The organism is Roseovarius nanhaiticus, from assembly GCF_900156535.1.
GTDB lineage: Bacteria > Pseudomonadota > Alphaproteobacteria > Rhodobacterales > Rhodobacteraceae > Roseovarius > Roseovarius nanhaiticus.
In genome coordinates, this window is record NZ_FTNV01000001.1 from 239,144 (window position 1) to 251,479 (window position 12,336).

A 12,336-nucleotide genomic window follows, 5' to 3' on the forward strand; every position below is an offset into this window, starting at 1 on the left:
CCTATTTGCCGGTCGAAAGAATCCGGCACAGTTCATCCAGCTCGTCCAGCGTCGTATAGGAAATCGAGAGCGCGCCACTTTCGCTGCCGTCCTTATGGTCCACGGACACCTTCATTCCGAGATTGGCTGACAGATCATCCTCAAGGGCGCGGGTATCGGCGTCTTTGGCTGTTCCACCGCGCTTTTTGCCGACAGTGGCCGGCCGATCACCCTCCGGTTCATCCGCCGCCTTGCGCACAAGTTTTTCGGTATCGCGCACCGAAAGATCACCGGATATCACCTTTTTCGCGAGTGAAATCGGGTCTTTAGCGGTAATCAGTGTTCGGGCATGCCCAGCGGACAGTTTGCCTTCTGTCACAAAGTCCCTCACAACCTCGGGCAGCTGCATCAGCCGCATCGTATTCGCAATGTGACTACGGCTTTTGCCCAGGGCTTCGGCAAGCTTCTCCTGAGTATGACCGAATTTGTTCATCAGCTGGATATAGCCCGCCGCCTCTTCCACCGGGTTCAGGTCGGCCCGTTGGATATTCTCGATGATCGCAATCTCAAGGACCTCAGTGTCGTCGAAATCCCGGATGATGACTGGGATCTGATGCAAGCCCGCCTTCTGGGCCGCCCGCCAACGACGCTCACCCGCGACGATTTCGAATCCACCATATTTGCGGCGCACGATAAGCGGCTGAATGATGCCCTTTTCCTTGATAGACGCCGAGAGATCGTCGAGCAGATCCGGATCGAACCGGCGCCTGGGCTGATCAGGATTCGCGACCACCTGTTCGATGGGAACCATCATATCAGGCTGAGGTGCCTCGCCCTTCTCAGCCGCATCCCGATCATTTACATCCGCCATAAGGGCGGACAGACCGCGCCCAAGGCCACGTTGTCTCTGAGGTTTGTCAGCCATGGAGTATCCCTTCGTCACGCCGCAACAAGCGCTTGATTTTGCATCAGTTCTTTGGCGAGAGCACGATAGGCATCTGCGCCCCGCGATTGCGGATCGTAATCCAAAACCGACATCGAGTATGACGGCGCCTCGCTCAGGCGCACATTCCTCGGGATGAGTGTCTTGAAAACCAGATCGCCCAAGTTGTCGCGAGCGTCCTTTTCAACCTGACCCGACAGGTTATTACGGGCGTCAAACATTGTAAGGACAACTCCCTCAATCCGCAGCTTGGGATTTGCGGATTGCCGCACTTCACGAATTGTCAGCATCAATTGCGAAAGACCCTCAAGTGCGAAAAACTCGCTCTGCAATGGCACGAGGACAGAATGCGCCGCAACCATCGCATTGACAGTCAGCAGGTTCAGGGATGGCGGGCAGTCGATTAGAACATAGTCCAGGTCATAACGATCAATTGCCGTCTGGCGCAGGGCGTCATGAAGCAGGAAACTGCGCTTTTCGTTGGAAATCAGCTCGATGTCTGCGGAGCTGAGGTCAACCGTCGCAGGAATGATGGACAGGTTTTCCGCGCGCGTCGGCTGTATGATCTGCCCAAGGTCGATATCTTCGAGCAAAAACTCGTACGTCGTGAACTCCCGGTCCTCAATATCGATACCAAGCCCCGTGGATGCGTTTCCCTGTGGGTCCAGGTCGACGATCATCACCTTCTGCCCCTGCTCCGCAAGCGCAGCACCCAGATTGATTGTCGTCGTTGTTTTTCCAACACCGCCTTTTTGGTTGGCGATTGCGATAATTCGGGGCCCATGCGGACGGGTGGGATCAGACACGGGACACTCCTGAAATCTTGAGAATTGCGGCCTCTGGAACAAGCTTGCTTTTAACGGCTTCCAAATCGAAATTCCACTGCGATCTTGCTGCCTCGACCTCTTGCGGCCACATGGCACCTTTCGCGAAAACTGCTGTGCCGCCTTGTGTTAAGTGACGTTCCGCATATCCGAGGAGTGTGGTCAAATCCGCAAGCGCCCTCGCCGATACCACATCGGCATTTTGCGGCTCTACCTGCTCGATACGTTGGTTAAGGACCGTCGCGTCGACACCCGTTTCCCGCAGTGCGGCGCGCAGGAAGGCGCATTTTCGCCCGTCACTTTCGACCATTGTAACCTCAGTGTCGGATCCATGGGCGAGTATGGCGACGACGACCCCTGGAAAGCCCCCGCCTGATCCCAAATCCACCCAAGTATGCCGATCTGGCGACACGGCCTCGAAAAGCTGAACTGAATCGGCAATATGGCGACCCCAGATGTCATAAGCACTGTCGCGGGAGACAAGATTGATCTTGGGCGTCCATTTCTTCACAATTTGCTCAAACGCGCGCAAGCGGTCCATTGTTTCACGTGAAACATCCAAGTCAGCGGTCATCCTGTACGGACCTTACCGTTGCTACGAAGGCGCGTCAGGATTAACGTCAGAGCGGCTGGCGTCATCCCATCTATACGTGCCGCATGCGCCAAAGTTGCCGGCCTCACTTGAGAAAGCTTGCTCTTAAGCTCATTCGAAAGTCCCCCAAGGCAGAAATAATCAAAATCTAACGGGATCGCGTGCGCCTCGTCCCGCTGCACAAGTGCAATATCTCGCTCTTGTCGGGAAATGTAGTTCGCGTAAAGCGCATCCTTCGCCAGCTGGCCCGCAATCTCTGGCGCAATCTTGGCCAACGATTCGTCAAGCTGGATCAAGTGAGAAAAATCGACATCTGGAAAAGCGAGGATCTCGAACGCAGTGCGCCGAGCACCGTCCTGGTTAACGCGCAATCCGATGTCCGAGAGCTGTCGGGGCGTGAACGTACCATTATCCAGCTGCGCTCGGGCTATTTTCAAGGCGGATGACTTCGCATCAAATGCTGCACGTCGCGCGGACCCGACACAGCCAAGCTCGATGCCTCGACCAGTCAAACGCTGATCGGCATTGTCCGCACGCAAGGACAGCCTGAACTCCGCCCGTGACGTAAACATTCGATACGGCTCAGTCACGCCCCGAGTGATAAGGTCGTCAATCATGACCCCTATATACGAGCTGGATCTGCTGAACGTCTCAGGATCACGCCCCTGAGCGTAAAGAGCAGCATTCAGTCCAGCAACCAAACCCTGGGCCGCGGCCTCCTCATAGCCTGTCGTGCCATTGATCTGCCCGGCGAGATATAGTCCAGGAACGTCTCGCAACGCCAGGCCTGCGTCCAGTGCCCGGGGATCGACATAATCATACTCAATCGCGTAGCCCGGCTGGATGATTTCTGCACTCTCAAGTCCAACGATTGACCGAACATACCGCAACTGCACGTCCTGCGGTAAGGAGGTGGAGATCCCATTCGGATATATGAGATCAGTCGTCAGACTTTCCGGCTCAAGAAAGATCTGATGGGATGTCTTATCCGCAAACCGCACCACCTTATCCTCGATCGAAGGGCAGTATCGCGGCCCAACGCCGTCAATATGACCTCCGTACATAGCAGAGAGATCGAGGTTCTCCCGAATGATATCGTGTGTTTGCTCATTTGTATGCGTTATCCCACACGAGATTTGCCGCGCCTGCGGCCTTTTAGAGAGAAAAGAGAAAAGCACCGGATCATCGTCGCCCGGCTGTTGTTCCAAAATATCCCAGTTGATGGACTTCGCACTCAGCCGCGGCGGCGTACCGGTCTTGAGGCGGCCCATCTGTAGTCCGAAGCTGTCAATCCGCTCTGCAAGCTTGATGGACGGCTTATCTCCCATACGGCCACCGGGGCGCGAAATGTCACCGATATGAATGACCCCACGCAGGAACGTGCCAGTCGTCAAAACGACAGCACGGGATCGCAACTCAGATCCATCAGCGAGCCGGACCCCTTTGACCACGTCTGCGTCCATCAAGAAGTCTGCGGCCTCCCCTTCGACAATGGTCAGATTCTCTTGCTGTGCCAGCTCGGCTTGCATTGCATCGCGATACAGATTCCGATCGGCCTGTGCGCGTGGTCCTTGTACTGCCGGCCCCTTGCGACGATTGAGCAGGCGAAACTGAATCCCAGCCGCATCCGCAACGCGCCCCATGAGACCGTCGAGCGCGTCGATTTCGCGAACCAGATGACCCTTTCCCAGACCGCCGATTGCGGGGTTGCAGGACATCACACCAATATCGTTCTGCGACAGGGTAATCAGTGCCGTATTCGCTCCCAATCGGGCAGATGCATGCGCGGCATCCGCACCGGCATGACCGCCCCCGATGACCAACACGTCGAACTCGCAATGTTTCACGTGAAACACTCCTTACTTGCCAAGGCAAAAGCTGGCAAAGATTTCATCCAGCACGTTTTCGATATCCACCCGCCCTACCAGAGAATCGAGGGCGCGAACAGCCGTCCGCATTTCTTCGGCAGCGATATCCGCCGTCTCTTCTCCGCCGGCAAGTAGATCCCGGGCTCGATGAAGTGACTCGAGGCCCCGCTCCATTGCCGAGCGGTGCCGGGCCCTTGTGGCAATGCCTGCTCCGGTCGCGCGATCGGCTAATATCCGGGTAATGCTGGCCACAAGATCGTCCAGACCTTCGCCGGTCTGACCTGACACACCAGGGTGTTCTCCAGCCTGACGATCCCCTTTTGCGGTGCGAACAATATCTTCTGCTTGGTACAGGTCCGGTTTCTCGGCGTAGGGTTCGATTAAAAACACCCTTAAATCCGCGGTCACAGCCCTACGGCGTGCAAGATCAACTCCGAGCGCTTCGATCTTATCCTCGGTTTCGCGCAATCCAGCCGTGTCCAGTAATGTCACCGGCAGACCGGCAAGATCCATTCGGACCTCGATAACATCTCGCGTCGTTCCCGCGATATCTGAGGTAATTGCGGCATCGCGCCCTGCCAATGCATTCAAAAGCGTAGATTTCCCGACATTCGGCGCCCCAACGATGGCCACTTCGAAGCCGGACCTGATACGCTCGCTCACTCGGGTTCCGGCAATCTCACGTGCCAGATCACCTGTGACCCTCCCCAGTAATTCATTTACCTCGGGCGACACATCGACCGGCACGTCCTCATCCGCAAAATCAATTGTCGCTTCGATCAATGCCGCAGCGCGGATCAAATCGCGGCGCCAACTCTCTGCGCGAACGCCTAAATCGCCCGATAGCACCCGCAAGGCCTGTTTCCGCTGCGCTTCTGTCTCGGCGTCTATGAGATCGGCCAACCCCTCGATCTGGGCGACATCAAGGCAGCCATTGTCCAAAGCGCGGCGCGTGAATTCACCGGGCTCAGCAAGGCGTACACCCTCAATCCGCGACAATGCGTCCGACACAGCCGCCACGACCGCGCTGCTGCCGTGAACCTGAAACTCAACGCTGTCTTCGCCGGTAAAGCTGGAGCCAGCGTGAAAGATCAGAACAAGCGCCTGATCCAGCGCCTGTCCATCTGTATCACGCAATTTACGCAAGGTTGCCTGCCGGGCAGGCGGCACATCACCGCAGAGCAACTCACATGCCGCATGCGCCGTTGGACCTGATACCCGGATGACGGAAACGCCGGCCTTTCCTTGCGCCGACGCCAATGCATAGATCGTATCCATACCCGCCTCCCTTGGCAGTCGCCCGCCAGGGGCGATATCAGGTATTCATTGAGTCAAAGAATTCGGCGTTGTTCTTGGTCTGCTTCAGCTTTGAGATCAGGAACTCGATGGCGTCCGTGGTGCCCATCGGGTTCAGGATACGGCGCAATACGAAGGTTTTCTGCAGATCAAGCTTATCAACCAGAAGTTCCTCTTTCCGCGTGCCGGATTTGAGAATGTCGATGGCAGGGAAGACGCGCTTGTCCGAAATCTTGCGATCCAGAACCAGCTCGGAATTGCCTGTACCCTTGAACTCTTCAAAGATGACTTCGTCCATGCGGCTACCGGTTTCGATCAGAGCGGTCGAGATAATGGTGAGCGATCCGCCCTCCTCGATATTCCGCGCAGCGCCGAAGAACCGCTTGGGCCGCTGGAGTGCGTTTGCATCCACACCACCAGTCAGAACCTTACCCGAGGATGGGACGACTGTGTTGTACGCCCTACCAAGTCTTGTGATCGAGTCCAAAAGGATCACAACATCTCGCTTATGTTCGACCAGGCGCTTGGCCTTTTCGATCACCATTTCACTCACGGCAACGTGGCGCGTAGCGGGTTCGTCGAAGGTGGAGCTGACGACCTCACCCTTGACCGAGCGCTGCATGTCGGTGACTTCCTCGGGCCGTTCGTCGATCAACAGGACGATCAGGTAGCACTCAGGGTGGTTGCGCTCGATGCTGGCCGCGATGTTCTGCATGATCATCGTCTTACCGGTGCGCGGCGGCGCCACGATCAGCGACCGCTGGCCCTTACCTATAGGCGCCACCAGATCGATGATACGGGCCGAACGGTCTTTGACCGTCGGATCGTCAATCTCAAGCGTCAGGCGCTCGTCCGGATAAAGCGGCGTCAGGTTGTCAAAAGCGATCTTGTGACGCGCGCGCTCGGGATCCTCGAAGTTGATCTGAGTCACGCTGGTCAGGGCGAAATAGCGCTCATTCTCGTCTGGCTGCTTCATCTCGCCTTCAATCGTGTCCCCCGTGCGCAGCGAATAGCGCCGGATCATATCGGGCGAGACGTAGATGTCATCGGGGCCGGGCAGATAGTTCGCCTCGGGCGAGCGCAGGAAGCCAAAGCCGTCCTGAAGCACCTCCAGCACGCCATCGCCGAACACGCGCCAACCATCCTCGGCACGCTCCTTCAGGATCGAGAACATCATCTCGCCCTTGCGCATCGTCGAGGCGTTCTCGATTTCCAGTTCTTCGGCCATTGCCAGAAGGTCTTTGGCGGTATGCGCCTTGAGGTCGAACAGGTTCAGGCGGTCTTCGGACATGGAATTACCTCGGGCGCGCTATTGGCGCAGGTCAGATCAGACAGGAAAATGAAGCAGGCTTATCCCGGACGGGGGCCATGGATCGCCTGATACGCGGTCCCCCGATCCAAGTCAATCGGCGCTAGAATTTCAGGACGACAGAGAACACGATGACGATCAGCGCGATCGTCGGCACTTCGTTCATGATGCGGAATGTGCGGCCCGTGATATCGCTGGTTCCGGCCACGAATTCCTTACGCCGTAAGCTGAGCCAGTGATGAAACCATGTCATGCCTAGCACACCTGCGGCCTTGGCCCAGGGCCAGATCGACCCCCAGTCGACGATGCCCGGCGTCATCACCAGCAAAAGACCGAACAGCCACGTCGACACCATCGATGGAATCATGATGGCTCTAAGCAGCTTGCGCTCCATCACTTGAAATATTTCATCGCGGCTATCACCGGGCTTGGATGCCTCGGCGTGGTAAACAAAAAGACGCGGCAGATAGAACAGCCCCGCCATCCACGCAATCACCGACACGATGTGAAGCGACTTGGTCCAAGGGTACAGGCTGGCCAGCAGATCAGTCATTCGTGGGCGTCCTCGTTTTCTTGGCCTCCTTAAATAATAAATAAGAAATATAGAAAAGGATGATGATTTAGATGGGGGCTGGCCTCACTGTGGATTACTCAGTTCTTCACAGGATAAATCACAGATCGGGTCATGGCTTTAGCAGCCTGTGGAAAACGCTCATCGTCGCAACTTGAAGCATTGAAAAATTGGGTCATCGGGCTGCTCTTTGAATGGAAAACCCTGTGGATGACTGTGCGTCTTGGATGAGTCGCTCAGAGGGCAGATTTAATACAATCCACGACGGGATAGGACACCTGAAGATTGGGCGGAGATGCACGGTTTTCCACGGGGCAGTGGCAAAGATGGTAAATTGGGGATATCTACCCCGTGTTCCACAGCACTTGCTCCTCGGGTTTTCCACATGGCTGTCCGCATCATCCTGGCGTCGCAATCACCGATCCGGCGCGACCTGCTTACCCGCGCGGGCATCCCGCACGAGGTTCAGCCCGCGCGCGTGGACGAGGACGCGGTCAAGTCTGCCCTCCTCGCCGAGGAAGCTCCACCGCGTGACATCGCTGATGCCCTCGCAGAACTGAAGGCCCAGAAAATCAGTGAACGCATCCCGGATGCGCTGGTCATTGGCTGCGATCAGGTGCTGGCATTCGACGGCGATATTCTCTCCAAGCCTGCCAGCCCGGAAGAGGCGCGGACGCAGCTGGGCAGGATGCGGGGCAAGGCCCATCGCCTGATTTCGGCGGCTGTCATCTGCGAGGGCGGGCGCCCGATCTGGCGCCACGTCGGTGTTGTGCAGATGCAGATGCGTGATGTATCGAATGACTATCTGGACGACTATATCGCGCGCAACTGGGATAGCATTCGTCATTCGGTTGGCGCTTATAAACTTGAGGAAGAAGGCGTGAGGCTGTTTCAACGCATCACCGGTGATCATTTTCATGTACTTGGCCTACCTCTGCTTGAGCTGATCTCGTTCCTGGCCATTCGTGGGGAGATCAAAGCATGAGCAGCGAGCGCATCCCCCTCGCCGGTGTTATCGGATCACCCATCGCGCATTCTCGCTCGCCCAAGATTCATAACCACTGGCTCAGGACGCATGGTCTCAAAGGTCACTACATCCCCATGGATGTCGTCGCCGATGATCTTGAGCAAGTGCTGCGCAACTTGCCCAAGGCGGGTTTTGTCGGCGTCAACATCACGATTCCGCACAAGGAAAAGGTGCTGGAAATCGCGGATCTGGTCACGGATCGCGCCACGCTGATTGGGGCCGCGAATACGCTGATCTTTCGCAAGGATGGCAAGATCCACGCTGATAATACGGACGGCTACGGCTTCATCAAGAATTTGCAAAGCGCGGGCGTTGACTGGGACGCGCGTCGCGGGCCTGCCGCTGTCCTTGGTGCAGGTGGCGCGTCGCGTGCGGTCATAGCGTCGCTTTTGGATGCGGGCGTGCCTGAAATCCTGCTGTCCAATCGCACACGGGTCCGCGCCGATGCGTTGGCACAGGAATTTGGCAAGCGGGTGCGCGTGTTTGACTGGGTACAGGCGGGTAACATGATGGATTATGCAGCGACTGTGGTGAACACCACATCGCTTGGCATGATTGGCAACGCGCCGCTGCGAGTCCCGCTCGATGGGCTGCAAAAGGGCGCCGTGGTCACCGACATTGTCTATGCACCGCTTGAGACAAAGCTGCTGGAGACCGCGCGCGAAATGGGCTGCCACACCGTTGATGGCTTGGGTATGTTGCTGCATCAGGCCGTGCCGGGGTTCGAGCGATGGTTCGGTCTGCGCCCCGAGGTCGATAGCGCCACCCGCGCTGCTGCACTGCGATGACCTATATTCTCGGTTTGACCGGATCCATAGGGATGGGAAAATCGACAACGGCGCGCATGTTTCAGGATGAAGGATGTGCGCTCTGGGATGCGGATGCTGCGGTTCATCGCCTATATTCGGCAGGTGGCGCCGCTGTCGCCCCGATGGCTGCGGCATTTGCAGATGCCATAGAGGATGGCGCGGTGTCGCGCGAGGCGTTGAAGCACACCATTTCAGACGATCCCACGGCTTTGGGGCGCATCGAAGCCATCGTTCATCCGCTCGTCGCCGCAGACCGAGCAACGTTTTTGAACGAGACGACCGCCGAGATTGCCGTTCTCGACATCCCCCTGCTTTTTGAGGGCGGTTATGACATGCAGACCGACGGCACCGTCTGCGTTACCGCACCGCCCGAGGTTCAACGCGCGCGTGTTCTCGAACGCGGCACGATGACCGAAGCGCAATTGGACAAGATCCTGGCCAAGCAAATGCCCGATGCCGAAAAACGTGCCCGCGCGACCTGGGTCATTGAGACTGACACGCTTGAACATGCCCGGGCGCAGGTGCAGGCTGTGATTGCGGCCATCAGACAGGAGATAGCCCATGCGTGAGATCGTTCTGGACACGGAAACCACCGGATTCGAGCCTGAGCAGGGCGACCGCATCGTTGAAATCGGTGGCGTCGAGCTGCTCAATCATATGCCGACCGGGCGCACCTATCACGAATATATCGACCCCAAGCGCGCGATGCCCGAAGACGCTTTCAAGGTGCATGGACTGGGCGATGACTTTCTGCGCGGCAAACCTGTATTTGCCGATATCGCGGACGGATTCCTAGAATTTGTTGGCGATGCCAAATTGGTCATTCACAACGCCGCCTTCGATATGAAGTTTCTCAATGCCGAGCTGCGCTGGCTGAACAAACGGCAACTACCGTGGGAGCAGGCGATCGACACGCTTGCAATCGCGCGCAAGAAATTCCCGGGCTCGCCCGCGTCGCTCGACGCGCTGTGCCGTCGTTTCAACATCGATAACGGCGCGCGCACATTGCACGGCGCCCTGCTGGACTCTGAAATTCTGGCGGAAGTTTATCTGGAATTGATCGGCGGGCGTCAGCCTGGCCTGATCCTGGGCCAGACTCAGAGCCAAACCAGCGGAGCAGAGACGGAAAACACATGGCGACCCGCCCCGCGCCCTGCCCCCTTGCCCGCGCGGCTGACCGAAGCCGAGGCCGCCGCGCATGACGTTTTCATCGAAACCTTGGGTGATGCGCCGCTCTGGCGCAAAACCTCCTAGGCAGTGCCGCTGGGCTGCTGCTCTTGCGCGGCTTGGCGACGAGCAATCTCGTTTCGGTAGATCGACACGAAATCGATGTTTTCCATGTTCAGGGGCGGGAAACCACCATCGCGCGTCACATCCGACACGATGCGGCGGAAGAACGGGAACATGATGCGGGGACATTCGATCAACAGGAACGGATGAAGCTGATCGTCCGGGACATTCTCGACATGAAAGACGCCGGCATACTCCAGCTCGAGCAGGAACAGATCGTCCTCGGTGCCCTTATTCTTTGAGGTGATCTTGAGTTTGGCGATCACCTCATATTGATGATCGGCGCTGCGCTTTTTTGCGTCCAGATTGACGTTGACCGTCACATCGGGCTGCACTTCGCCGCCCGCCCCGCGCTGGGCAAGGATATTCTCGAAGGACAGATCGCGCACGAACTGCGTGAGAACGTGCATTTTGATTTGCGGTTGTTGCGGTTGTTCGGTGCCGGCTGCACCATTTTCCTGCTCGGCCATCGTCATCTCCTGATTACGTGGATATCGGTCTGGCGAATGGTTTAGCAGGTCGCCTGCAGCGCCTCAATCCCTGGTCCAGCCGGACGGACGCCGCCCGGAACGCGGCGGATCATCCTGTGGCGCATCATCCGGGTCAAGCTCGACATACTCTCCCTCGATGGTGTTCGCGCCATTCGTGGGACGTGGCCCACGGCGCCCATTGGGGGTCGCACTGGAAAAGGTCTGAACCTTCACCCGCTTGCGCAGATATACGAAGGCCGCCTTGCGAAAGGGCGGCGTCAGCAATGCAAAGCCAACGGCATCGGTGAAAAACCCCGGCGTCAGCAGTAGAACGCCGGCAACCAATATCATGGCCCCGTTTGCCAGCGCCTCTGTCGGATCGCTTTGCCCCGATAGCGAGCCGCGCAGCTCGCTCAGCGCCAGAGCGCCTTGGGCCCGGACAAGCCACGTTCCAAGGATCGCAGTCAGCAGAACGATGGCAAGGGTTGGCCAAAGGCCCAGCCATCCGCCGACCTGAATGAAGAGGCCGATCTCGACCATGGGAACGATGATGAACGCTAAGAGAAGCCACATGGCTGTTTGTCCTTCGGGTTTGCGACGCGCCAAGGTGGACTTGACCCGCCTTGCCCCCTACATAAGAGGCCAGTCAACCGGATTTCAACGTATTGCCCTGATGAGGTGCTCATGAACTCGCCCATTCTGCAGCTTTTGGTGCTCGCGGGCATCGCTGTTTTTCTGATCCTGAGGCTGAGAAGCGTCCTGGGAACCCGCGGCGGCCATGAGCCGGGCCCCGAGGCACGTGCCCCATCGTCGCAGGGCCCGCGCCCGCACAACCTTGAGGTGATCGAGGGCGGGCCTGACCGCGACATCATCGACCATGTACCGGAAGACAGCGAAAGCGCTGCCGCGCTGGCCGACATGAAGCGGGCCGAGCCGACCTTCGGCGTTTCGGATTTCCTCGGCGGCGCGCGCGGCGCGTATGAGATGATCCTGATGGCCTTCGAGCGCGGCGAGATGGAAGAGGTGCGCGAGTTTCTGTCCGAGGATGTCTATGACAGCTTTGCCGAGGTGGTCGCGATCCGCGAGGAAAAGGGCCTGACGATTGACGCCGAGTTTATCGGTATCCGCGATATGACCCTCTCGAATGCCACCTTCAATAACGGGGTCGCCGCGATCACCGTGAAATTTGTGGGCGAACTGATATCAGTCGTCAAGGACGACAAGGGCGAGATTATCGAGGGCGAACCGGGCAAGTCCAAGAAGCAAAAAGACGTCTGGACATTCGAGCGCATGATGGGCGCCGACGATCCCAACTGGCGGCTCGTCGCCACCGGCGAATGATCAAGGCGGCTATTGCC

14 protein-coding genes are annotated in these 12,336 nt (G+C 57.8%); 5 read left to right on the top strand and 9 right to left on the bottom strand.

The window, feature by feature from the left end:
• Position 1: 1 nt before the first annotated feature.
• From BW975_RS01175 to BW975_RS01205, 7 genes are all read right to left on the bottom strand, one after another.
• The gene (locus BW975_RS01175) at positions 2 to 904 is read right to left on the bottom strand and encodes a ParB/RepB/Spo0J family partition protein (protein ID WP_076530256.1); all 903 of its coding nucleotides are present in this window, start codon (positions 902 to 904) and stop codon (positions 2 to 4) included.
• A 14-nt stretch (positions 905 to 918) separates the two neighbouring features.
• Positions 919 to 1,728: a ParA family protein gene (locus BW975_RS01180; RefSeq protein WP_076530258.1), complete on the bottom strand. Its 810-nt coding sequence runs from the start codon at positions 1,726 to 1,728 to the stop codon at positions 919 to 921.
• Positions 1,721 to 2,320 (bottom strand): 16S rRNA (guanine(527)-N(7))-methyltransferase RsmG, encoded by a 600-nt coding sequence (gene rsmG, locus BW975_RS01185; RefSeq protein WP_076530260.1) that lies wholly within the window; start codon positions 2,318 to 2,320, stop codon positions 1,721 to 1,723. The genes BW975_RS01180 and rsmG overlap by 8 nt, the downstream gene beginning before the upstream one ends.
• Positions 2,317 to 4,194, bottom strand: a complete 1,878-nt coding sequence (gene mnmG / locus BW975_RS01190; protein WP_170846568.1) for a tRNA uridine-5-carboxymethylaminomethyl(34) synthesis enzyme MnmG — start codon at positions 4,192 to 4,194, stop codon at positions 2,317 to 2,319. The genes rsmG and mnmG overlap by 4 nt, the downstream gene beginning before the upstream one ends.
• Before the next feature lie 3 nt (positions 4,195 to 4,197).
• Positions 4,198 to 5,484, bottom strand: a complete 1,287-nt coding sequence (mnmE, locus tag BW975_RS01195; RefSeq protein ID WP_076530264.1) for a tRNA uridine-5-carboxymethylaminomethyl(34) synthesis GTPase MnmE — start codon at positions 5,482 to 5,484, stop codon at positions 4,198 to 4,200.
• A 37-nt stretch (positions 5,485 to 5,521) separates the two neighbouring features.
• The gene (rho, locus tag BW975_RS01200; RefSeq protein WP_170846567.1) at positions 5,522 to 6,793 is read right to left on the bottom strand and encodes a transcription termination factor Rho; all 1,272 of its coding nucleotides are present in this window, start codon (positions 6,791 to 6,793) and stop codon (positions 5,522 to 5,524) included.
• Positions 6,794 to 6,914: 121 nt separating this feature from the next.
• Positions 6,915 to 7,364 (bottom strand): CopD family protein, encoded by a 450-nt coding sequence (locus BW975_RS01205; RefSeq protein ID WP_076530266.1) that lies wholly within the window; start codon positions 7,362 to 7,364, stop codon positions 6,915 to 6,917.
• Between the two features lie 403 nt (positions 7,365 to 7,767).
• Between BW975_RS01205 and BW975_RS01210 the strand changes: the two genes are divergently transcribed.
• From BW975_RS01210 to dnaQ, 4 genes are read left to right on the top strand one after another with little or no spacing between them, the layout of a single operon-like run.
• Positions 7,768 to 8,367: a Maf family protein gene (locus tag BW975_RS01210; protein ID WP_076530267.1), complete on the top strand. Its 600-nt coding sequence runs from the start codon at positions 7,768 to 7,770 to the stop codon at positions 8,365 to 8,367.
• The gene (locus BW975_RS01215) at positions 8,364 to 9,197 is read left to right on the top strand and encodes a shikimate dehydrogenase (protein ID WP_076530268.1); all 834 of its coding nucleotides are present in this window, start codon (positions 8,364 to 8,366) and stop codon (positions 9,195 to 9,197) included. The genes BW975_RS01210 and BW975_RS01215 overlap by 4 nt, the downstream gene beginning before the upstream one ends.
• Positions 9,194 to 9,787, top strand: a complete 594-nt coding sequence (coaE, locus tag BW975_RS01220; protein WP_076530269.1) for a dephospho-CoA kinase — start codon at positions 9,194 to 9,196, stop codon at positions 9,785 to 9,787. Before BW975_RS01215 ends, coaE begins: the two co-directional genes overlap by 4 nt.
• Positions 9,780 to 10,472 (top strand): DNA polymerase III subunit epsilon, encoded by a 693-nt coding sequence (dnaQ, locus tag BW975_RS01225; RefSeq protein ID WP_076530270.1) that lies wholly within the window; start codon positions 9,780 to 9,782, stop codon positions 10,470 to 10,472. The genes coaE and dnaQ overlap by 8 nt, the downstream gene beginning before the upstream one ends.
• Here dnaQ and secB read toward each other — a convergent pair.
• Both secB and BW975_RS01235 read right to left on the bottom strand, forming a co-directional pair.
• On the bottom strand, positions 10,469 to 10,978 hold the full coding sequence (gene secB, locus BW975_RS01230; RefSeq protein ID WP_076530271.1) for a protein-export chaperone SecB: 510 nt from the start codon (positions 10,976 to 10,978) through the stop codon (positions 10,469 to 10,471). The genes dnaQ and secB overlap by 4 nt on opposite strands.
• Positions 10,979 to 11,041: 63 nt before the next feature.
• The gene (locus BW975_RS01235; protein ID WP_076530272.1) at positions 11,042 to 11,551 is read right to left on the bottom strand and encodes an FxsA family protein; all 510 of its coding nucleotides are present in this window, start codon (positions 11,549 to 11,551) and stop codon (positions 11,042 to 11,044) included.
• 111 nt (positions 11,552 to 11,662) lie between these two features.
• Here BW975_RS01235 and BW975_RS01240 point away from each other — a divergent pair, with 111 nt between their 5' ends.
• The gene (locus BW975_RS01240) at positions 11,663 to 12,319 is read left to right on the top strand and encodes a Tim44/TimA family putative adaptor protein (protein WP_076530273.1); all 657 of its coding nucleotides are present in this window, start codon (positions 11,663 to 11,665) and stop codon (positions 12,317 to 12,319) included.
• The last annotated feature ends 17 nt before the right edge of the window (positions 12,320 to 12,336 follow it).